The 20,703-nt window shown below is 42.3% G+C and carries 20 protein-coding genes; 8 read left to right on the top strand and 12 right to left on the bottom strand.

The annotated features are described in order from the left end of the window. Positions 1-104: 104 nt before the first annotated feature. Positions 105-581: a DUF4234 domain-containing protein gene (locus IRQ78_RS14350; protein WP_194442559.1), complete on the top strand. Its 477-nt coding sequence runs from the start codon at positions 105-107 to the stop codon at positions 579-581. A gap of 68 nt (positions 582-649) precedes the next feature. Here the strand turns inward: IRQ78_RS14350 and IRQ78_RS14345 are convergent, their stop codons facing one another. The 7 genes from IRQ78_RS14345 to efpL form a co-directional block, all read right to left on the bottom strand. Next, positions 650-1,969 (bottom strand): DUF58 domain-containing protein, encoded by a 1,320-nt coding sequence (locus IRQ78_RS14345; RefSeq protein ID WP_194442558.1) that lies wholly within the window; start codon positions 1,967-1,969, stop codon positions 650-652. Beyond that, entirely contained in the window at positions 1,966-2,949 is a 984-nt protein-coding gene (locus IRQ78_RS14340; RefSeq protein WP_054553208.1) for an AAA family ATPase, read from the bottom strand. The genes IRQ78_RS14345 and IRQ78_RS14340 overlap by 4 nt, the downstream gene beginning before the upstream one ends. After that, positions 2,946-4,094, bottom strand: coding sequence for a DUF4350 domain-containing protein (locus tag IRQ78_RS14335; protein WP_138618571.1), 1,149 nt, complete (start codon positions 4,092-4,094; stop codon positions 2,946-2,948). The genes IRQ78_RS14340 and IRQ78_RS14335 overlap by 4 nt, the downstream gene beginning before the upstream one ends. Then, on the bottom strand, positions 4,084-5,544 hold the full coding sequence (locus IRQ78_RS14330) for a hypothetical protein (protein ID WP_194442557.1): 1,461 nt from the start codon (positions 5,542-5,544) through the stop codon (positions 4,084-4,086). Before IRQ78_RS14330 ends, IRQ78_RS14335 begins: the two co-directional genes overlap by 11 nt. Then, positions 5,534-6,484 carry a stage II sporulation protein M gene (locus tag IRQ78_RS14325; protein WP_187490205.1) on the bottom strand — a complete coding sequence of 317 codons (951 nt, stop codon included), beginning with the start codon at positions 6,482-6,484 and terminating at the stop codon, positions 5,534-5,536. Before IRQ78_RS14325 ends, IRQ78_RS14330 begins: the two co-directional genes overlap by 11 nt. Next, positions 6,481-7,209, bottom strand: coding sequence for an RDD family protein (locus tag IRQ78_RS14320; RefSeq protein ID WP_194442556.1), 729 nt, complete (start codon positions 7,207-7,209; stop codon positions 6,481-6,483). Before IRQ78_RS14320 ends, IRQ78_RS14325 begins: the two co-directional genes overlap by 4 nt. A 145-nt stretch (positions 7,210-7,354) precedes the next feature. Beyond that, positions 7,355-7,927, bottom strand: a complete 573-nt coding sequence (efpL, locus tag IRQ78_RS14315; RefSeq protein WP_054553213.1) for an elongation factor P-like protein EfpL — start codon at positions 7,925-7,927, stop codon at positions 7,355-7,357. Positions 7,928-8,117: 190 nt separating this feature from the next. Here efpL and IRQ78_RS14310 point away from each other — a divergent pair, with 190 nt between their 5' ends. Further along, complete coding sequence (locus IRQ78_RS14310; RefSeq protein ID WP_054553214.1) at positions 8,118-8,504, top strand: MmcQ/YjbR family DNA-binding protein; 387 nt, start codon at positions 8,118-8,120, stop codon at positions 8,502-8,504. 13 nt (positions 8,505-8,517) lie between these two features. On the opposite strand, the gene IRQ78_RS14305 is transcribed toward IRQ78_RS14310, so the two are convergent. The 5 genes from IRQ78_RS14305 to fadI form a co-directional block, all read right to left on the bottom strand. Further along, a complete protein-coding gene (locus IRQ78_RS14305) occupies positions 8,518-9,048 on the bottom strand; it encodes a GNAT family N-acetyltransferase (protein WP_054553215.1) in 531 nt (176 codons plus the stop codon). 112 nt (positions 9,049-9,160) lie between these two features. Continuing rightward, a complete protein-coding gene (locus IRQ78_RS14300; protein ID WP_054553216.1) occupies positions 9,161-9,463 on the bottom strand; it encodes a helix-turn-helix domain-containing protein in 303 nt (100 codons plus the stop codon). 5 nt (positions 9,464-9,468) lie between these two features. After that, positions 9,469-9,819, bottom strand: coding sequence for a type II toxin-antitoxin system RelE/ParE family toxin (locus tag IRQ78_RS14295; protein WP_058586352.1), 351 nt, complete (start codon positions 9,817-9,819; stop codon positions 9,469-9,471). Between the two features lie 146 nt (positions 9,820-9,965). Next, positions 9,966-12,191 carry a fatty acid oxidation complex subunit alpha FadJ gene (gene fadJ / locus IRQ78_RS14290; RefSeq protein WP_194442555.1) on the bottom strand — a complete coding sequence of 742 codons (2,226 nt, stop codon included), beginning with the start codon at positions 12,189-12,191 and terminating at the stop codon, positions 9,966-9,968. Beyond that, on the bottom strand, positions 12,191-13,501 hold the full coding sequence (fadI, locus tag IRQ78_RS14285) for an acetyl-CoA C-acyltransferase FadI (protein ID WP_054553218.1): 1,311 nt from the start codon (positions 13,499-13,501) through the stop codon (positions 12,191-12,193). The genes fadJ and fadI overlap by 1 nt, the downstream gene beginning before the upstream one ends. 336 nt (positions 13,502-13,837) lie before the next feature. Here fadI and IRQ78_RS14280 point away from each other — a divergent pair, with 336 nt between their 5' ends. From IRQ78_RS14280 to IRQ78_RS14255, 6 genes are read left to right on the top strand one after another with little or no spacing between them, the layout of a single operon-like run. After that, positions 13,838-14,794 (top strand): AAA family ATPase, encoded by a 957-nt coding sequence (locus IRQ78_RS14280; RefSeq protein ID WP_194442554.1) that lies wholly within the window; start codon positions 13,838-13,840, stop codon positions 14,792-14,794. A 3-nt stretch (positions 14,795-14,797) separates the two neighbouring features. Further along, the gene (locus IRQ78_RS14275; RefSeq protein ID WP_055020719.1) at positions 14,798-15,742 is read left to right on the top strand and encodes a DUF58 domain-containing protein; all 945 of its coding nucleotides are present in this window, start codon (positions 14,798-14,800) and stop codon (positions 15,740-15,742) included. Between the two features lie 2 nt (positions 15,743-15,744). Further along, a complete protein-coding gene (locus IRQ78_RS14270) occupies positions 15,745-16,185 on the top strand; it encodes a DUF4381 domain-containing protein (RefSeq protein WP_054553221.1) in 441 nt (146 codons plus the stop codon). Then, complete coding sequence (locus IRQ78_RS14265; protein WP_194442553.1) at positions 16,178-17,167, top strand: vWA domain-containing protein; 990 nt, start codon at positions 16,178-16,180, stop codon at positions 17,165-17,167. The genes IRQ78_RS14270 and IRQ78_RS14265 overlap by 8 nt, the downstream gene beginning before the upstream one ends. 1 nt (position 17,168) lies before the next feature. Continuing rightward, positions 17,169-19,046, top strand: coding sequence for a vWA domain-containing protein (locus tag IRQ78_RS14260; protein ID WP_194442552.1), 1,878 nt, complete (start codon positions 17,169-17,171; stop codon positions 19,044-19,046). Further along, positions 19,040-20,689, top strand: coding sequence for a BatD family protein (locus tag IRQ78_RS14255; protein WP_194442551.1), 1,650 nt, complete (start codon positions 19,040-19,042; stop codon positions 20,687-20,689). The genes IRQ78_RS14260 and IRQ78_RS14255 overlap by 7 nt, the downstream gene beginning before the upstream one ends. The last annotated feature ends 14 nt before the right edge of the window (positions 20,690-20,703 follow it).

Genomic DNA, 20,703 nt, shown 5'->3' with positions numbered 1-20,703 from the left:
ACTTTCTAGGCTGTTGAAATGATGTACAAAAAGCAACCTCACTGTTATTATCGATGCGTGCTATCAGCACAAAGGAATATAAAAAATAATTATGAGGAATCGTTATGTCTGAAGAATCAGCTAACATCTATGAAGCACCAGAAGCTGAGCTTACTCAGCAAAACAACGGTGGTAATAAACCTATTTTAAACTTTGACCGCTTCTCTGCTTGGGGCGTGTTCTTTTTATGCCTTTTCACATTTGGTATCTATAGTGTTTATTGGTTAGTGAGCCGAACTAATAAAGCTAATGCATTAGCAGATAACCAGATAAGCCAAGGCTTAGTTTATGGCTATGTTGCTTTGTACATTGTGAATATTGTGTTGTCTTTTGCAGGAGTTTCACCTGAAATTGGTGGTATTGTGTCACTGATTTCGTTTGTTGTTGCCATTGTATTAATTTTCTCTCTTCGTACATCGATTAAAGAGTTAATTAATGAAGGTAGCAATGAACCAGTTCATTTAGGTGGTATTTTAACGTTTTTCTTTAACGTTATTTATTTCCAATACAAAATTAACGAAGCTATTGATAATCAAAAATAATCGTTTCGTTATTTAATAAAAAAGGCATTGAATTCAATGCCTTTTTATTGCCAGTTGCTATTAGGGTTTTACAATGCCCCGGAGTGCTTCACATTTAAATAGGTGTTAAGCACATGCGGTAGTAGCTGCTCAGGGTTACAGTCTATGGCTATTACACCTTGTTTTTTCAGCTTCGCCATATTGGCTTTATGTGAATTTAGTAGTGCTAATGCTGCACAGTAACTGGTTGCATCTTCGTACTTTTCAATAGGCTCATCGAGCACTTCATTTACAGCACGGTTATTAATATTAATAAGTGCCACTAAGTGGTGTTTTTGTAATAGCTTAATTGCAGGCATTAACTCATCAATGCTTTGCTCATCAAGGGTGGTAACTAATAACACTAAAGAACGTTTACTGCGTTTAGCAATTAATTGGTTCACAGCCACTAAATAGTCACTGCTGCTCTTATCTGGGTATAGATCATAAAAGTGATTCATTACCCGTGATACATTCTGTGCGCCTTTAACATCGGGTAACCAGCGCAGGCTTTGGTTAAAGCTTTGCATGCTAAACCAGTCACCTTGCTTTAAAACTGTATGCGACAGCAGTAACAATGCATTTAAAGCATGATCAAAGTGGCTGCCTTCATTAGCTTCAATGGCCATTTTTTTAGAAGCGTCTAGCATCACTATGACATGTTGATTTTGCTCTTCTTGATACTCACGAGAAATGAGTTTTCGGCGCTTACTGGTCGCTTGCCAGTCTATCTGCCTAACACTATCACCTTGGCGATATTCGCGTAATTGCTGAAATTCGATACCATCACCGCGCTTTTTAGTGAGCTTTAAGCCTGAAATAGGCTTATTCACTACGCCATTTAAATGCTGCTTTGAAGTCACACGGCTAAAATCGGGATACACTTTTAGTTGAATCGCTTGCGCAGCTAGCCAGTTTGTTTGCCAAAGGCCAAATGGCGACCCAACTCTAAGTTCAATGGCACTGATCTGCGCATCGCCTCGCTTGTGAGCGCGTAATGTAAAGCTCTGCTTTGCTTGTTGCATTGCATCAATAAACACCGTTTGCTGTGGCTTTTGCAGCTCAATTGCATTGCTCAAATGAACACTGACATCTAGCATGGTCGCATGCTTCGCTTTGTTTTTAATCACTATCTGCAAGGGTTGGCGTCGATACAAAGCCATGTTGAGGTTCGTTTGTGCGCTTACTTCAAGTAAAGGCTCTGACTTTGCCGCCATATAATCGAAAAATGCGACCAATAAAGGCACTAGGAGCAAGGCCGTTAACACTAAGCTGTCAACCGATGCAATGGCACAGACAAACAACAATAACAGCAACAAAGCTGTTAATTGTACTAAGCGTTTTGCAGGTCTATGCTTGATGCGATTCATGAGCGCGGCGCTTCAACACTGGCTAAAATGGCATTGATCACTTCATCAAATGACACCCCTTCCAGCTCCAAATCAGCCGATAAAATTAATCGGTGCCTTAAAATATTCACTGACACTGACTTCACGTCATCTGGGGTTACAAAGTCACGACCATTCATTAATGCCATTACTTTTGCGGCTTTAATAATATTAATTGAGGCACGTAACCCTGCACCGTGCAACACGCCCTGCCAAGTTCGTGAACTACGCACGATATCAACGGCATAATTAAGTATTTGTTCGTCGACTAAGATATCTGCACAAAGCTGTTTAATTTCCGCAATACGCTTAGCATCTAATACTGCTGGCAGCTGCTCTACTTTGGTTTCATTAGACACAATTTGTGTATTCAGTTTTAAAAGCTCAACTTCCGATTCATGAGAAGGAAAACCAAGCTCAACTTTCATCATAAAGCGGTCTAATTCAGCCTCTGGCAGTGGATACGTCCCCTCTTGATCTAATGGGTTTTGAGTCGCTAATACCATAAACGGTGAATCAATAGATAATGACTCCCCATCAATGGTGATTTGTTGCTCTTGCATCACCTCAAGAAGGGCTGATTGCGTTTTTGCGGGTGCACGGTTGATTTCATCAGCCAGTAAAATATTAGTAAATGCTGGGCCTTTTTTGATATTAAATTCACCTGATTTCATATCATACAAACTATGGCCAACAACATCTGAAGGCATTAAATCCGGTGTAAACTGCACTCGCGAAAAATCTACATTTAAGCTTTTTGCTAATGCTCTAACCAGTAGCGTTTTGCCAAGCCCTGGAACCCCTTCAAGTAACACATGACCACCCGCAAAGAGTACCGTAAGCACATCTTCAACAATGGCATCTTGACCGACTAACACACGCGAAATGTTATGCTTTACTTGTTTTACTGCATCAGCTGCCTCAACTAAGCTCATGCGATTAGTGTCTAATTCCGTGCTCATAAGGCATTCCTTAATTGTTTAAATCGTTTTATATATTCTGTTCGTTGTTCTTTTGACTCAGGCAACTTGCTCGCAAGCAACTCTGCCACCTGTTGTTTTTCAAAATGAGTTAAATTAGCGATGATCTGCGCCTGCTTTTCAGCACTAAGCATCTTAAAGTTAGGCACTCGCGACTCTACTTTGGCGTAAAAATCTTTTTCTAGAGCAGTAAATAACACGGCTTCGTGACCATGCTCAGAATAAAAGTTTGCTACTGCTCGAATATGCTGATTAAAGCTGGTTTTTACATCGAAGTCAGGAGCATAAGAGCGGCCGATGCGACTACTGATATGCCATACTGCAAGCACAATTAATAACAGCAACGTCACCACACATTGCCAGCTCCAGTGCCATAATTTGGCAAACCAATTTGGGTAAGTCAGGTAAGGGACATAGGTTACTTTTTTAGCCCCTTTACTTAACCAAAGTAATAAGCTGCCATGATCAAGGTGGCGAAGTCGGTAATTAGTAAAAGGTAACAGCGATGGCATCACAATGACCCGACCTTGACCAAACGCAAAGTCACACATCAAGGTGTCGCCGTTATCATTATTGGTATTCACACCGGGGCAGTTTTCAATAAAAAAGGCACGGCTTAGCTCAAGGTCAAGCTCAGTGTTTTCATCAATTGAGAGCGTACTATTTTTATGCCCCTCTTTGAGCATTGCAAAATCATATTCAAACACATCTTCTTGGCTTTCTACATTAATACTAAGCTGACTAAAAAATACGGTGCTATCAATTGCCAGCTCATCACGTTGCCTGTTTAATACATAAATCAAGCGTCCGCCTTCAGCGACCCAATCAGCCAGCTGTACATCTAACAGGTAAGAATCAGCAAGCACTGCCTCATCTAAAATTAAGATACTTTGTGGGTCTATGTTTAACTCATCACTTTGAGCTTGCTCTGCCAAGCGCTTGTTTTTATTCCAATCGATACCATTGGCTTTAAGTAGCCGTTGAGCCATCGTAAAGTTATCTTTTGCGACATCACTATGAAAGCCAATCTCTATTTCTTTTTTCTGCCAATCTAAAGAGGCAATACCCGCAATAACAAATAAGCTAAACAATACGAGCGCCGCAATAAGCACAACCTTAAGCTTCATGGGCTTGCTCCTTAGTCTCTGCTGTCATAGCTGTAATTTGCTCAATCAGCTCGATAAAGTCGATATCAGGGGTTTTATGGCCCCAAGCGACCGTGACCCACGCAGAAAATAAGCGAGCAAAAATTGCTTGCCCTTGATTTGGCACCCTAGCATCAATTGCACGTTTACATTCGCGCTCAGTCATCGAGCGGTGTAAGCGCACTTCATGTCGTTGCTGTGCCCAACTCAGCGCATGATGAAGCAAATACGCCAGCGCCAAGCGGTGCTGCCCTTGCTCAAAACACTGCTTTGCAGCAGCAATTAAATCAGTAGGTAAATCCTTACTTTTAATTTCTGCAAATAAGGTTGGGATCACTGGCTGTTCATTCACTTTACTGCGCTCAGGCAAGCTTAAGTTGGCAAAAAAGCCACGTTTTTGCATCAGGTAATACACTAGCCAAATAACTAATAAGCCGACCAATACCCAAACTAACACGCCAAACACTTCACCAATGGCAGTAAATACATCGATAAGCCAAGACCAATCACTATCTGATGAACTCGCTTTGGCTTCGATATTTGGCACCCACGTAGTCTCAGTTTCGATGACATTAGGCTCATTATAAAGAGCAGTAACTTGCTCTTTTACAGCTTGCTTATCGATTTGCTCTGCATAGCTTGTTGATGGTTGCAGCGTAAATGTTGTCAGCAGAAGAAGTGCTACAGCACTGACTACGCCTGCAAGACGGGTGCGAATATTTTTAAATGCCAGCTCGATATCCCAGCCCTCTAGTTCAACTCGGCGGTGTAAATAAGCAAGGAAACCGCCAGTAACAAAAAGCGGCGCCACTAATGAAATACTGAAGATATAAATAAAGTTAAACGCTATCTCAACCCAGATTGGCGCTTCAAAAATTTGGTACATGGCTTCTTGTGCAGAGAATGAATGGGGCACAAGTGCAATTGTCAGTGCCGATATTCCCATCAATAAGATAAACTCAAAATGTACACAAAACAGCACCCACAATGTCTGCTTAGGCTTAGTTGAAGCAAACAACACCTGCTTACGTTTGGTTTTGCGTTCACCTGATAGTCGTTCAAGTTGCTCTACGGGGGCTAAAAATGCTCTATTAGGGCTGAGCCTAAAAACGGTTAAATGCGCAAGCATATCAGTCATTTTTAACTGCTTGAGTAACTTTAAGCTACTCATTATGCTGGCTGGCTGATTGAAAACCGCTTTTGACATGTAATCAAGTAATGGTCGCTCAAATACAGGTTTAAGCCACCAAACAACAAAGCCGCCTATGCCCCAGTTTACTAGAAAGCCAACAATTAAAAATACGGGCACGGCCATCATCAAATACAAAGAGACCAATGCGACAGCATGCTGCTTAACTAGCAACACTGTTAAATCAAAGGTTTCGTAAGCACTGCGCTTGCGAGGATTGAAGCTAAGACGATTAAGCTCCATAGCGCATTCCCCTGTACAAGCGAAAAATGACATAAGCCCAACAACCGCTGCCAACTAAATATTTAATTTCGTTAGCAATATCACGGGGTGACCAAAATGCTTCGATAAAAGCGGCAATGACTAACATTAAAAATGCGCCAACAATCAGTGGAAGTGCTTTTTGTGCAGCCTGTTTCATCGCATATGCGCGAGTATACTGCCCAGGATTTAACAAGCCGTAACCTATTTGACACCCGGCCGCTGAGGCAATGATGATAGCGGTTAACTCAAATGAGCCATGGGTTATTACAAATGAAAAAAACGGCCCTTCAAACCCAACATTCACAATGTGAGCTGCAACGGCACCAAAATAAAAACTATTGAACAACAGGAAAAAAGCTGCGCCAACGCAGAACAGTACGCCACCTGCAAACATCTGAAATGCAATGCCAATGTTATTGTAGATATAGACCCCGAACATCATCAGATCTTGTGATGCACCACGCTCAGCCGATTGAACGCTACCACTAGGGTTATACATTTGTTCGATATTAAGCACTGTCCCTTGCCCTAAAAATGTATAAGCGGCATCAGGGTCAATTGTCACCCAAATAAAAGCAACTAAGGCCAATCCCCAAAATGCCAATAAATTAATGCCAAGCATTAAACGATTTTCATACAGTGCACGTGGAAATGCCGTGCGGGCCACATGCCATATTTCAGAAAATTGATTGCTTCGAGATAAATAAAGGCGCTTTTGTCCTAATTGCACCAGCCTGTTTATTTGCTCAATCAACACTGGGCTGTATTGACGACTTTGCGCAATGGCTAAATCATTACAGACTTTGCGATACAAGTTAGGGAAATTAACAGGTAAAGACTTTGCACTATTTTGCTCGCAAAGCGCTTCAAACTCATCCCAACTGACACTATTTGATTTTACAAATTGAGTTTGCTTCATTGCTTACCCTCCTGCTGCGGGTAATCGTTATCGTGTTGAACTTGACCTGCAAAGTGGCGTGCGTAACTAACAAGCTGCGCCTCAATCTCATTCTCTGCGGCAGAAAAAGGAGTAGCTAAAATAGCTGCCAACTCACGGCGCCTTGCATCAGATAGTTCATCATGACGCTCTGCAAAAGCAAGCACCGCTAATTGCTCTTCGGTGGTTAAGCTAATGGTAGGAATATGCACTTCTCCTTGTGATAATTCAGGTCGCGTTGCTAACTCATCATCATAAATGACCATAGTGCCTGCAGCCCAATCACCAATGCGTTTAAAACGGTTGTTAAACAACATAACCACAAGGCCTAAGAAATAGCCTATAGGTAGCATATCGGCTGGACGTAGTAAGTTACGCACTACAATTTGCGAAAAGCTCGCTGGTAAGCCATTGTCTTGCACAACACGGATTTTAAGGCGTTTTTTACCCGGCGTTTGGCCATTTTCCATTTCAAACAGGATGTTATATCCCCATGAAATTAAAAAGTAAGCAATTAAGATAAGCCCCTGCCCTGCATCACCAAAGAAGGCCAATACAGTACCAACAGCAAGTAGAACCAAACTACGGATAATAAAATCGATAATGTAGGCATAGCTTCTGGCAACAACGCCAGCGGGAGTAATGGCGATATCAACGCCTTCAGGGAGTTTGATGTATTCTCTGTTTTCCAATCCGTGGTTCAACATTAATCTACTACTGATAATTATTATTGTTTTCGTAAGCCAATAATAATGCGCGTTTTTCGTTCCTTTTTCAATGAATTTTGTAATGAGCGAGTTACTAATAAAGCAAAAAACCGGCAAAAAGCCGGTTCTCTAATGGACCACAGAGTTATTTTTCTGCGCGTCCCATAAATTTTTGTTCAACGGTGTTGATACGAATACGGTCACCTGTTGAAATATGCTCAGGAACTTGAATCGTTAAACCCGTTGTTAAACGTGCTGGCTTTGAACGTGCACTTGCTGAAGCGCCTTTGATTGAAGGGTCTGTTTCTTCAACAACAAGCTCAACACTTGATGGTAAATCTAAGCCAACTGGTGAGCCATCAATCACAATCACGTGAAGGCCTTGAGTTTCTTCATTAACGAATAAAATCTCTTCGCTGATCGCTTCTTTATTAAGGTTATATGGCGTGTAGTCTTCATTATCCATGAAAACATACTCTTCACCATCAATGTAAGAGAACATTGCTTCGCGACGAATGAGATCAGCAAGCTTTAACATATCGCTGTCTTTAAATGTTTCATCAACTTTACCGCCTGTTACCACATCGTATAAACGCATGCGGTATAAACTGCCACCAGCACGACCTTGTGGTACAGAACGTTGAATATCTTTAACTACTAAAACACGGCCGTTATGCTCGATAGCGGCGCCTTTTTTAACTTCACTTGCCTTAGGCATGGGTGTATTCCTATCGTTTTTTGATGACAGAAATTTACCACGTAATAGCTTTTGTTCAATAAAAATTTACAGTTTAATCTCAGAGCCTTTATTTATATTATTTTTCAGCAAATTATAACGATAGTTGTCTCCAAACTACGAAAAAGCTGCTATGTTTATAACTACGAAAAATGACTTCAAGGATTGGATCATGAATCAACACACAGTACACGAGTATTTAATGAAAAAGCCATTGGTGATGATCACCCAACCATTTGGCCAAGATGTCGACGTTTACAAGGTGAATCATAAAATGTTTGCTACCCTTGCCGAGGGCAAAGAAGGTCAAACTGACGATGAGGGAAACCTTGTATGGTGGCTAAATCTGAAATGCGATCCAGATGAAGCCCAAGCACTGCGTGATATTTTCCCGTCGGTGATCCCGGGTTATCACATGAACAAACGTTTATGGAATACGGTTATTTTAGATGGCACCGTACCACAGGGAGAGATTGAACGAATGATTGATAATTCGTTTGATTTAGTGGTTGCGAATATGCCAGAAAAAGACAGAAAAGCAATTGAGCTTCATCTGTAAAATTGCGCACTGATCACGCTCTGTGATCAGTGCAACTTAAATGAAAATGATGATCGGTATACAAAACACCGCCAATAGCATACGCATCTAGTTGCTTATCGACTAACTGAAAACCACATTTCTCAAGTACTTTTTCTGAACCGATATTACCCTCGGTGACAACCGCTTTAAATTCACGCACAGCATGCTCTGATTTGGCGTAATCAAGCACCGCTTGCAAAGACTCTGTGGCATAGCCACGACCATGAAAGTTAGGCAGTAGCAAATAACCAACTTCTTGACTATCTGGCACTGTTGATGAAGTAAACCCCGTCACACCCACCTCTTTACCCGTACTGGTTTCAACAATAACTAAACAAAGTGGTGAATTCGAATTTGGCTGCCAAGGCTTTAAACGCTCATTAAACTTTGCTCGTAGTTGCGCCTCTGAGGGCTTATCGAAGCACTTCTCTATCACTTGAGCATCATTATGCAAAGTATAAAACAGCGGCCAGTCATCGGCATTTAACAGCCTTAATGTTAATCGCGCAGTGGTGAGAGTCATGGTGATTAATCGCTTTGTAAATAAACCTAGTTATAACAAACTGATTTCGTGAGTTAAATACCACTTATGGCCAATATAGAAGAAAAGCCCACATTTTTTAGACTTAACTTAGTTATACTTCAAAGCCAAAATGACTCCCGTCCGGGAGCTCAACATCAAGTCTTAAGGTACCCCCAGCAGCTTCAACATAGCGCTTTAATGATGATAATCTAACGTCACGACCTGGTTTCTCCATGTCAGATATCGTTGGCTGCTTGACGCCAAGCTCTTTCGCCATCTCACCTTGTGTTAGTTTCATATGTTCACGAAGCTCTGCTAAATGAATATTAAGAAGCATATCTGACGCCGCTTTCTTAGCTTTGGCTACCACTTCTGGTTTTTCATTCGCCAATAACTTTTCCAGTGTTCTAGCCATTATATTTACCTCTTTTCTAACTTATCTAGGTGAGCCGAATATTCACTATCAGCTATCGGGATCATTTGCTCATAAAACCTTTTTTCATTTGAGTTTTTATTACCCGCACAGAGAACAATCGCTTTTCGGTTTGGATCAAAAGCAAAAAAAGCACGTATCGGAATCCCTTTACTTTGAATCCTTAACTCCTTCATATTACTAAAACAAGAACCATACACTGTATCTGCATAAGGTCTTGCTAGCATAGGACCTCGCTCCTGAAGAACCAATAAACACGCAAGTACATTAGTTCGGTCTGTGTCATCTAAGGCGTCAAACCAATTATCGAATCTGTCGGTTGTTTCAACTAACCACATATGAGTCCTCCTTGACCATAGATTTAAATCTATATAGATAATAACCTATAGTCAAGATTTAATCCGCTCAACTTCTAACCAAGTTCGAACCAATAAAAAAGCCCCGCTCAATGAGCAGGGCTTTTAAAATTAACTAATTTAAAGAATTAGCTTTTAGTCGTTTCTTTATCAGCTTCTTCTGACGCTTGCTCGTCTTCAACCACTTCTTTGGTTACTTCAACCGGATCGACAGGCTTAGCTTCAGCTACAGCCGGCTCTTCGCTTTCTGCTTGGTAAAAACGACCACCCTTTTCAGCCATTGCTTTTAACGTATCGCAAGGTGTGAAAATTGGGTTGTAGTTAGCAAAAGTCGCCATTTCTGAGCTCACTTGTGCTGCACCCAGTTTATCCATATAGCTAAATGGACCGCCTAAGAATGGTGGGAAACCAATACCAAAAATAGCACCAATATCACCATCACGCGGGCTTGCAATAATGCCATCATCTAAACAGCGCACCGCTTCGTTAAGCATTTGCGCAACACAACGTTTAGCAATTTCGCTCTTGTTTAAACGAGGTGATGGCGTAACACCAAGTAGCTCGTAAACTGACTCATCCACTTTTTTATCTTTCTTGTCGTAAAGATAAAAACCACGGCCAGTCTTACGACCTAAACGCTTAGAATCGATTAAGCGATTAAAGGCGTCAGGTGCTTTAAAGCGCTCGCCCAATTCTTTTTCAAGGATTGGCGCAATTTTAGAACCGATATCAATCCCTACTTCATCAAGAAGCGCTAAAGGCCCTACCGGGAATCCAAACTCAACCAATGCTTGGTCAATCTTTTCAATTGGCTCACCTGCAAGCAGTAAATTAGCCGCTTCATTTACATAAGGCGCTAAGATACGGTTTACATAGAAACCAGCCATATCTTTAACCACAATCGGTGTTTTACCTTGCTTACGGGCAAAGTTAACAACGCGTGCGATAGTCTCTTCAGACGTACCTTCATGTGGAATGATCTCAACAAGTGGCATCTTCTCAACAGGTGAGAAGTAATGCAGACCAATTACATTTTCTGGGCGTGCTGCATCAGCAGCAATTTGTGCAATCGGTAATGACGAGGTATTACTTGCAAAAATCGTGTTGTCTTGGCACTCACGTTCTACATCAGCCACCATACCTTGCTTTAAAGCAAGATCTTCAAACACTGCTTCGATAACGATATCAATGTGTTTAAAGCCGCTGTAATCGGTGGTACCTGTAATGCGGTTCATGGTTTGTTGTAGATCAGCTTTAGATAAAATACGACGCTTTTGCTTTTTATCTAAAATCTTGTAGCTGTAGTTCATTGCATTGCTGATGCCCTTTTCAGCCACATCTTTAATGCGCACTGGAACACCCGCTTTTACAGCACTAACATGAGCAATACCCGCGCCCATGAGGCCGCCACCTAATACAGCCGCTTTAGCGATTGCTGGGGCATCATCATTACGCCACTCTTTTTTCATTTCAGTGGTTGCAAAGAAAATACCACGTAATGCTTTTGACTCATCACTCATTACCAGCGTGGCAAAGCCTTCAGCTTCAGTTTTGTATGCTTTTAACTGATCAAGTTCAACACTTGCACGAACCGCTTTAATAATGGCTAAAGGTGCTGGGTAGTGACCGCCTGTTTTCTTCAGCACGTTTTCTTGTGCTTTTTTGAAAATAATATTGCGACCAAATGGGTTTGACTCAAGTAATTGGCTTAAGCGGTCTAGCTTAGGTTTAGTAACTTTAGCCTTACCTTTAAGAGCAAACTCTTTAGCAACGTCAAGTAATACACTGTGTGGTACACAGTCATTTACTAAGCCTGTTTTCTTCGCTTGCTTAGCACGCACTTGCTTACCTGTAAGCATCCACTCAAGTGCTTTTTGCAAGCCAACTAATTTAGGTAAACGTTGAGTACCGCCACCACCAGGTAATAAGCCTAACTGTACTTCTGGCAAACCAAGCTTAGTGATATCGCTGTCTGAACACACGCGATAATCACAAGCTAAAGCAAACTCTAAACCGCCGCCCAATGCAGCACCATGAATAGCACTTACTGTTGGGAAAGGCAGCTTTTTCATATCGAAAAATGCTTGCTGACACATTTCGCTTAACGCTAATGCATCTTCACGGCTATTGGCGCTATCAAGCATTTTAATATCAGCACCGGCGATAAAGTTATCGCTTTTACCACTGATAAATACCATGCCTTTTACTGCTTGCGCTTGTGCGTCTTTGAGTAAGGTTTTTAAATCTTCTGCAAAACTGCTGCGCAGGGTGTTCATTTTCTCACCCGGCACATCAATGGTTACAACGGCTACGCCGTCATCAGCCACTGATAAACTAAATACTGAATCTGTCATTACGCACTCTCCAATACAAAGGCTGCGCCTAAGCCACCCGCTGCACACGCAGTCGTAAGCGCTAAGCCGCCACCGCGACGATTAAGTTCATGTAAGCTTTGCGTGATCAGGCGCGCACCTGTTGCCGCAAATGGGTGACCGTATGCAAGTGAGCCACCTAATACATTGAACTTGTCCATGTTTATTTCGCCGATCGCTTTGCTGCGACCTAGCTTTTCTTGTGCAAATTTATCTGACGCAAACATCTTCATATTAGCCAGTGTTTGCGCTGCAAATGCTTCATGCATTTCGATTAAATCTAAATCAGCTAATGTGATACCAGCTCTATCTAGGGCAATTGGCGTTGAGTGCGCCGGGCCCATTAGCATATCTTCATGTACACCAATTGCTGAGAAAGCAAAGCTACGTACATAACCTAGAATGTCGTAACCCAATGCTTTAGCTTTACTCTCACTCATCATTAATACCGCAGCCGCCCCATCAGTTAATGGCGTTGCGTTAGCTGCAGTCACTGATCCGTGCTGACGGTCAAATACTGGTTTTAATTTCGCGTAGCCTTCAACGGTTGAGTTATGACGAATGTTATTGTCTTGCTCAATAAAGCTCTTATAAGGTGCAACATGGGCAGTCATTACTTCATCTTTAAGTTTACCATCAGCCCACGCCTGACTTGCAAGGGTGTGCGAACGATGTGCTAAGGCATCTTGATCTTCACGGCTGATGCTATGTGTTTTCGCCATTTGCTCTGCTGTTTGACCCATAGATAAACCAGTAGAGTACTCAGCGACCGCAGGCGGAACAGGAAGTAAATCTTTTAAACGTAATTTAGAGAAAATCTTTAATCGCTGACCAAGCGTACGTGCTTTGTTTAAATCAACAAGGCTGCCCGCTAATTTTTTACTAACACCAATAGGTAATACAGACGATGAGTCAGCACCACCAGCGATACCTACTTGCACTGAGCCTGCCATAATTGACTCGGCTACGTTAGCAATGGCTTGGAAACTTGTTGCACACGCACGCGAAACAGAATAAGCATCAACAGAAACAGGCATACCCGTACCTAATACAATTTCACGGGCAATATTTGGCGCTTCTGGCATTTGCACTACTTGTCCAAATACAAGTTGGTCAATTTCAGATTTATCAAAGTTAAGTCGCTCAAGCATTTCGTTGACAACTAACTTACCCATATCAAGGGCTGGTACGTGATGGAATGCTGTGGCTTGCTTTGCGAATGGCGTTCGCAGGCCGCTAACGATAGCGATACGATCGCCTTTTGCTGTTTTAAGTATATTTTGCTCAGACATTTATGCTCTCCCGCTGACAGGTCTGACCTGTTTGTTTTTCCTGATTCTAAAACAACCCGTGTACGAATGCCAATAGTAAGTTTTCAACCATAGGCTTTTTTCAGCCTATTTACAAAAAAACACCGTATTTATATGGTAGGCTAAAAATCCTTAAAAAATAACGAACTATTTGAGGATTTTGTGTCTAACACTTGTGTTATAACTTTTGAATCCTTATAACTTGTTAATGGCGCCCCATCACGGTACCGCGAAAAGAATTTATCGGCACTGAATGTAACGTATCGGCGCATAACAAAAACAATTTTTGACTCACGCTTTTAGGACAGTCTTTTTATTATGGCAGTTAACGCATTTTCACAATTAAAATCATACCTAGACACGCAAATTATCGGCCAACCACAATTAACTCAAGCACTGTTAATCGCGATTTTGGCAGACGGCCATTTATTAGTAGAAGGCCCTCCGGGTCTTGCTAAGACACGTGCAGTGAATGCTTTAGCAAAAGGCGTTGAAGGCAGTTTCCAACGTGTACAATTTACCCCAGACTTATTACCTGCAGATGTAACTGGTACCGATATTTATCGCCAGCAAACCAGTGAGTTCGCATTTGAAAAAGGCCCATTATTTCATAACCTAATTTTGGCAGATGAAATAAACCGTGCTCCTGCTAAAGTGCAATCAGCCCTACTAGAAGCCATGGCTGAACGCCAAGTAACGGTCGGTAAAAACACCTATCCACTGTCTGATCTATTTATGGTTATGGCAACCCAAAACCCGCTAGAACAAGAAGGCACTTACCCACTCCCAGAAGCTCAGCTTGACCGCTTCTTATTGCATTTGAGCATTGATTACCCGGGTGCTGAACACGAATTAGATATCCTACGCCTAACCCGTGGCGAGGCTATTTCTGACAAGCAAGCAACGACACAACAAATTAGTCAAAGTGAGTTATTTGCTGCCCGTAAAGCCATATTAGGTTTGTATTTAGCCGAGCCGCTTGAGAAATACCTAGTACAGTTAATTGTTGCCACTCGTGAAGCAGCTGAGCTTGATGAGCAACTTGGTCGCTGGATTGAATATGGCGCAAGCCCGCGTGCAACCATTGCCCTTGATAAGTGTGCCCGCGCGCATGCTTGGCTAGAAGGTCGTGACTTTGTTGCCCCAGATGATATTCAAGCTGTGCTGCATAATGTATTGCGTCACCGTATTATCTTAAGTTACGAAGCACAGGCCGATGGCATCAGTAAAGATGATGTGATCAGCCGCATTTTAGAATTGGTGGCAGTGCCATAAGCTATGTCGAGCCAATTTGATACAGCGGCGTGGTTAGCAGCGAGTCATAGTCAAGGCGTCAATTTATCACTCAAAGAATTGATGTATTACAAAGCCAAAGCTCGTTTGCTAGAACTTGCGCCCAAAGTAAAAATCAAAAACAGCTTAGCTGGGCAATACCTTGCGCCCCATAAAGGCCGCGGTATGGAGTTTGCCGAGGTGCGCCATTACCAAGCCGGTGATGACATACGCTCTATCGACTGGCGTGTTACTGCACGGACTGGCGAAACCCACACTAAGCTGTTTCAAGAAGAAAAAGAACGCCCTGTTTTCGTATTTACCGACTTTTCTAACTCGATGCTGTTTGGCTCAAAGTTACTGTTGAAGTCAGTGCAAGCAGCGCACATCAGCGCACTGGTTGCTTGGTCGGCGTGTCAACGAGGTGATCGCATTGGTGGCTTGGTGTTTAATCAGCAAGGTCATCACGAATTAAAACCGACCTCACGTGAAAAAGCCGTGTTAAAGCTTTGTCACAACTTATGTGATATTCACAGCCAAGCTCTGACTAATATCGATCAAACAGCCACCAGCTTATTTAGCGAAAACCTTAAACGCCTTAATCATTTAGCAAAACCAGGGAGCTTGGTTTATATCGTCTCTGATTTTAGTGCCCTTGATGAAGCAAGTTTCAAACAACTTGAAATGCTGAGCAGGCACTGTGAATTGATTGGCTGCCATATTAGCGATCCGTTCGAGCACCAGCTACCTGCTTTTAAACAAACGGTGACTGTATCAGCAAATGGCCAAGAGCTTGCTTTACCTCTAATGGATAAGCAATTTCGCGAGCGCTTTGCTAAGTCTGCCGAAGAGTCGTTTTCTAACAGATTAAAACGCTTACAAAAATCTGGGCTTAGTTTAATTTCATTCAGTGCAGCCACGCCTCTTGAGCTGCAATTAGTGAGAAAGTAACAATGCAAAAAAATCCGCTAGATGGCTTACATGATGTCATTGCACCGACCGAGGTTGCATGGTGGCCACTTGCTCCAATTTGGTGGCTAATCATCGCCTTAGTTGGTTCGTTATTAATTATCGGCTTAGTGCTTTTATATAAAAACCAGCAATTTAAAAAAGCCAAAAAACAAGCCATTAAGATAAGTAAAACCCTTAGTGATGATGACGCGCAAGAGCTACACATTATTTTAAAACGCTTAACTCGTCATTATTACAGCAATCAGCTTGCTTCTCAGCCTTTGGCTAAGTGGTCAGAAAGTTTATCGAAACTGAGTGGCGATAAATTTAGTTACGACGAATTGATGCCGCTTTATCAACAACAAAGTAATAATGCTGAACTTGCAGCTAAATTACGCAATGCTATTAGCAACTTTAAACTCAAGGAGCCAATTAATGTTTGAGTTTAGTTGGCCATGGTGTTTTGTGCTTTTACCTCTGCCTTGGTTATTAAGCCGCTTTATGCCGTTAAAGCAGCAAGGGCAGTTACGTTTACGTATTCCTGGCTTTGCTAAGCTTGGCTTAAATAATCAAGCAGTACAGCAACACAGCCGCAAAGTTTCATTGCTTGAATGGGCTGTTTGGATCTCTTTAGTTGTCGCTATTGCAAACCCAACTTGGCTTGATGAACCTATTACACTGCCTAATGAAGGCCGCGATATTATGCTGGCGGTGGACTTATCTGGCTCTATGACAGAGCAAGATATGGAGTATCGAAATAATCAATATGTAGATAGGCTCACTATGGTAAAAGCTGTACTCAGTGATTTTATCGAGCAGCGTCAAGGTGACCGCCTTGGTCTTATCTTATTTGGGGATACCGCATTTTTACAAACCCCCCTTACCCGTGATGTTAAAACGGTGAGCCAAATGCTCAGCGAAGCGCAAATTGGCCTAGTAGGTAGAGCAACAGCCATCGGTGATGCGTTAGGTTTATCCGTAAAACGTTTTGCTAATAAAGATGAAAGTAACCGTATCGTAGTGCTATTAACCGATGGTCAAAACACTGCCGGTAACCTTGATCCTGAAGATGCGCTACTGTTAGCCCGCGAAGAAGGCATTAAAGTGTATACCATAGGTGTTGGCTCAGATAGTAAACGTAGCTTTAGCCTGTTTAATATGGGTGGTATGAGTGGTGGTAACTTGGATGAAACTTTACTAAAACGCATTGCTGAGCAAACTGGCGGCTTATACTTTAGAGCAAAAGATGTGGCTGGTTTACAGCAAATTTACCAAGAGCTCGATAAACTTGAGCCTATCAGTAACGATGAGCAAACGTTCCGCCCACAAATTTCATTGTTTTATATTCCACTGCTTGTGGCGCTGGGCTTAATAAGCATAGCAATGCTCGTCAGTTTTATTCGCCAATTTAAGCAGGAGAGCTAGTATGGATTTTGAATTTATTCGCCCTGCCCTACTTTGGTTATTAATTCCCGCGCTGATTATTTTTAGTGTGCTGTTGGTACGCAACAAAAAAAGCGCCCCTGCTGATTTAATTGCGCCCCATTTGGCGCAGTTTGTAATGAGCGACAATCATAAAAAACAAAGCCAACCGCTTTGGCTAGTTGCTGTATTTACTCTTTTAGCCATCGTTTTTGCAGCAGGCCCAAGCTTTGAAAAGAAACAAGTCCCGGTGTTTCAAGCAAAGAATGCGCGGGTCATTGTGATGGATATGTCGTACTCCATGTTCAGTACCGACATCGCACCAAGCCGATTAGTGCAGGCTAGATTTAAAGCACTTGATATGATTGAGCTTTTCAAAGAAGGTGATACGGCATTAGTGGCTTATGCAGGCTCTGCATTTACTATTTCACCGCTAACTAATGACGCTAGCACGTTGGCTAACCTTATCCCAAGCCTAAGCCCTGATATCATGCCTAGCAAAGGTTCGAATGTTATTGAAGGCCTAGAAAAAGCAGACGATTTACTTAAACAAGCTGGCTATTTAGATGGTGATATTATTTTAGTCACCGATGGGGTTGATAGCCTAGATCAAGAAGATATTAGCCGCTTTACCGCTCAGTCTAATTATCGTTTAAATGTCTACGGAGTTGGCACAGAGCAAGGTGCGCCGATTAAGTTACCAGAAGGTGGTTTTTTAAAAGATATGCAAGGACAGATTGTGATTCCGACGCTTAATGTTAGCCGTTTAAGCTCGCTTGCGCGCAACAGCGGTGGCAAATTTGCACTGTATCAAACCAGTAATCAAGATATCCAAACATTTGCCCCCACCGCCAATGCAGAAATACTCAAAGATGAGAAACAAAGCCAAGCATTATGGCGAGTTGATGCAGGTATTTACGGCCTGATTATTTTATTGCCGTTAGCGCTCTTTTTAATTCGCCGTAGCAGCTTAGTGTTTGGCTTTTTGTTTGTTATGCTTCTACCTCAGCAACAGGTTTACGCTGCTGAGTTACCAGATGTATTTAAAAACCAAGACCAACGTGCTCTTGATGCCTATCAGCAAAATCAATTTGAACAAGCCGCCCAAGCACAAAACACACAACTTAAAGGCGCAGCTCTTTATCAGCAAGGTAATTACCAGGCGGCCATGGATGTGTTTAGTGAAGATAAATCTGCGACGGGTTTTTACAACTACGGAAATGCCCTTGCTAAGGCGGGAGAGCTAGAACAAGCCATAGAAGCTTATAAGCAAGCCCAACAGCTTAAAAATGACTTCACTGAGGCAAAAGAAAACCAAGCCCTCGTAGAACAGTTATTGCAGCAGCAAGAGCAACAACAGCAGCAACAAGATCAACAGCAAAACAATGATCAACAAAACTCTGATGGCCAGCAAGATAACCAGCAAAAGCAACAGGGTGAAAATTCACAGCAAGGTGAAAACTCTGAGCAGAGTGAGCAGCAAGATGGCCAACAACCTTCAGAGCAAGGTGAGCAATCAGATCAAAAAGGTGAGCAAAGCGAGTCTAATAGTGACCAGCAAAACAAACCTGAAATGGAATCACAAGCAGACAAGTCGTCACAATCTGGAGAACAACAGCCAGAGCAAGCTCCTGAGCAACAAGAGGCCCAGCCACAGCCATCGCAAAGCGATGAACAAGCTAAACAGCAAGCAGAGCAACAGGCTATGCAAGCACAAGCTGCTGAACTGACCAATGAAGAGAAAGAAAAAGCCCAGCAACTTAACCAGCTGCTGCGTAAAGTTCCCGATGATCCAGCGATCTTATTAAGAAATAAAATGCAATTAGAAGCACAAAAACGAAACTACCAACGTCGTCCACGAGGAGCCGAAAAATCATGGTAATGCGATTATTATGTTGTTTATTGCTAATCGCGGCAGCGCCGCTTTGGGCTGCCACCCAGCTACAGGCAAGTGTTGATAAAAACCCTGTCCTTGCTGGTGAGTTTTTTGTTTTAACCATCTCAGCAGACGACTCTATTAACAGCGAACAACCAGACACTTCGGTGCTATTAAAAGACTTTGTTGTTGGGCCAACCAGTGTTAGCTCGCGCACTAATATTATTAATGGTGAAATCAGTAAGCAAACTAACTGGTCTGTAAAGCTGATGACCCGCAAAGAAGGCACTTATACCATCCCTGCCTTTACTGTTGCCGGTGTCAGTTCAAAACCGATTGAGCTAACGGTAGCTAAGCGCAGTCAAACCTCAGAACAAAATAAAGAAGCCTTCATTAAAACAAGCATCAAGCCAACTAGCTTATACGTGCAAGAAGCCGGTGTTTATACGGTTAAATTGTATTTAGACAACAACAAAGAATTGCTGGATGGCAACTTAACTACGCCAGAAATGGAAAACGCTGAGCTAACCCCAATTAACAAACAATCTGAAGACTATGAGTTAATTGATGGCAAACGCTATTTAGTGATCACCCGTGAGTACTTAGTGCAGCCACAAAAAAGTGGCGTAAATACTATTACGGCACCTGTGTTCAATGGCCGTATTCGTCAAAACTATCGCCAAATGGCTGTCTCAGCGATGGGCGAAGATGTTGATGTTGAAATCAAGCCAATCCCAGATAACTACACAGGTGCATGGCTACCAAGCGAACTGGTTAACCTTGATGAGCAATGGCAACCAAAAGACGACACCGTTGAAGTTGGCACCCCTATCACTCGCACCATTACTTTAACTGCATTGGGGGTTACTAAAGAGCAACTTCCTGATATCGATATGCCACAGGTGCAAGGCTTTAGAAGCTACCCTGATGAAAAAGAGAGTAACCATCTGGTACGTGATGGCCGTGTTATTTCTCAGCAAACAGCTTCTTATGCTTTATTACCGCAAACACCGGGCACTTACACATTGCCTGAAATAAAGCTGCCTTGGTTTAATACTAAAATCAATCGTATTAGCTATGCGACCATACCTGCTCGTACATTAACAGTTGTGCCAAGTACAAACCCACTCACACCAACAGCTCCTGCTATCGCAGAGCCGCAAACCGCAAGCTCTAATGAGCTGGGTGATACGCCAACTAATATGCAAACGGTCACAAAAGTAACGACCCCTATGTGGCTTATTATCGTGGCAGTGGTCGGCTATGGACTTTGGCTAATCACCTTAGTGCTTTACTTTAAAAAGCGTCCTCAGCAACCGACAGCTGAGCCATTACCTACCAGTGGTTCATCAGCATCGTTAAATGAGCTTAAGCAGTTTGCAAAACAAAACAATAACTCTGGGTTTTATAACGCATTAAACCACTACGCAAAACAACAGACTGGTAAAAATGCTGCGGCCATCGAATGTTTACTAGCATCACTCAAAAACACACAACTTAATGATGAAATTGCTAAATTACGCACTAAACTTTATAGTTCAGCAGATGAACAGGTTGATTTAAGTTTAATCGTCAGCTTGCTAAGCCAAGCCGCAAAGCAAACTAAATCAACATGTAATGACACTGAATTAAAGAATCTTTATGATTAACTATTAACATAAAT

Origin of the sequence: Pseudoalteromonas simplex (assembly GCF_015278155.1) — a bacterium.
In the GTDB taxonomy this organism is placed as follows: Bacteria; Pseudomonadota; Gammaproteobacteria; order Enterobacterales; family Alteromonadaceae; genus Pseudoalteromonas; species Pseudoalteromonas simplex.
This window is presented reverse-complemented; position numbering and strand designations above follow the sequence as displayed.

What these genes read in the sequence shown, in the direction of transcription:
- IRQ78_RS14350 (WP_194442559.1), top strand. Translation starts at nt 105, where the DNA reads ATGTCTGAAGAATCAGCTAACATCTATGAAGCACCAGAAGCTGAGCTT.
- IRQ78_RS14345 (WP_194442558.1), bottom strand. Translation starts at nt 1,969, where the DNA reads ATGAATCGCATCAAGCATAGACCTGCAAAACGCTTAGTACAATTAACA.
- IRQ78_RS14340 (WP_054553208.1), bottom strand. Translation starts at nt 2,949, where the DNA reads ATGAGCACGGAATTAGACACTAATCGCATGAGCTTAGTTGAGGCAGCT.
- IRQ78_RS14335 (WP_138618571.1), bottom strand. Translation starts at nt 4,094, where the DNA reads ATGAAGCTTAAGGTTGTGCTTATTGCGGCGCTCGTATTGTTTAGCTTA.
- IRQ78_RS14330 (WP_194442557.1), bottom strand. Translation starts at nt 5,544, where the DNA reads ATGGAGCTTAATCGTCTTAGCTTCAATCCTCGCAAGCGCAGTGCTTAC.
- IRQ78_RS14325 (WP_187490205.1), bottom strand. Translation starts at nt 6,484, where the DNA reads ATGAAGCAAACTCAATTTGTAAAATCAAATAGTGTCAGTTGGGATGAG.
- IRQ78_RS14320 (WP_194442556.1), bottom strand. Translation starts at nt 7,209, where the DNA reads ATGTTGAACCACGGATTGGAAAACAGAGAATACATCAAACTCCCTGAA.
- efpL (WP_054553213.1), bottom strand. Translation starts at nt 7,927, where the DNA reads ATGCCTAAGGCAAGTGAAGTTAAAAAAGGCGCCGCTATCGAGCATAAC.
- IRQ78_RS14310 (WP_054553214.1), top strand. Translation starts at nt 8,118, where the DNA reads ATGAATCAACACACAGTACACGAGTATTTAATGAAAAAGCCATTGGTG.
- IRQ78_RS14305 (WP_054553215.1), bottom strand. Translation starts at nt 9,048, where the DNA reads ATGACTCTCACCACTGCGCGATTAACATTAAGGCTGTTAAATGCCGAT.
- IRQ78_RS14300 (WP_054553216.1), bottom strand. Translation starts at nt 9,463, where the DNA reads ATGGCTAGAACACTGGAAAAGTTATTGGCGAATGAAAAACCAGAAGTG.
- IRQ78_RS14295 (WP_058586352.1), bottom strand. Translation starts at nt 9,819, where the DNA reads ATGTGGTTAGTTGAAACAACCGACAGATTCGATAATTGGTTTGACGCC.
- fadJ (WP_194442555.1), bottom strand. Translation starts at nt 12,191, where the DNA reads ATGACAGATTCAGTATTTAGTTTATCAGTGGCTGATGACGGCGTAGCC.
- fadI (WP_054553218.1), bottom strand. Translation starts at nt 13,501, where the DNA reads ATGTCTGAGCAAAATATACTTAAAACAGCAAAAGGCGATCGTATCGCT.
- IRQ78_RS14280 (WP_194442554.1), top strand. Translation starts at nt 13,838, where the DNA reads ATGGCAGTTAACGCATTTTCACAATTAAAATCATACCTAGACACGCAA.
- IRQ78_RS14275 (WP_055020719.1), top strand. Translation starts at nt 14,798, where the DNA reads ATGTCGAGCCAATTTGATACAGCGGCGTGGTTAGCAGCGAGTCATAGT.
- IRQ78_RS14270 (WP_054553221.1), top strand. Translation starts at nt 15,745, where the DNA reads ATGCAAAAAAATCCGCTAGATGGCTTACATGATGTCATTGCACCGACC.
- IRQ78_RS14265 (WP_194442553.1), top strand. Translation starts at nt 16,178, where the DNA reads ATGTTTGAGTTTAGTTGGCCATGGTGTTTTGTGCTTTTACCTCTGCCT.
- IRQ78_RS14260 (WP_194442552.1), top strand. Translation starts at nt 17,169, where the DNA reads ATGGATTTTGAATTTATTCGCCCTGCCCTACTTTGGTTATTAATTCCC.
- IRQ78_RS14255 (WP_194442551.1), top strand. Translation starts at nt 19,040, where the DNA reads ATGGTAATGCGATTATTATGTTGTTTATTGCTAATCGCGGCAGCGCCG.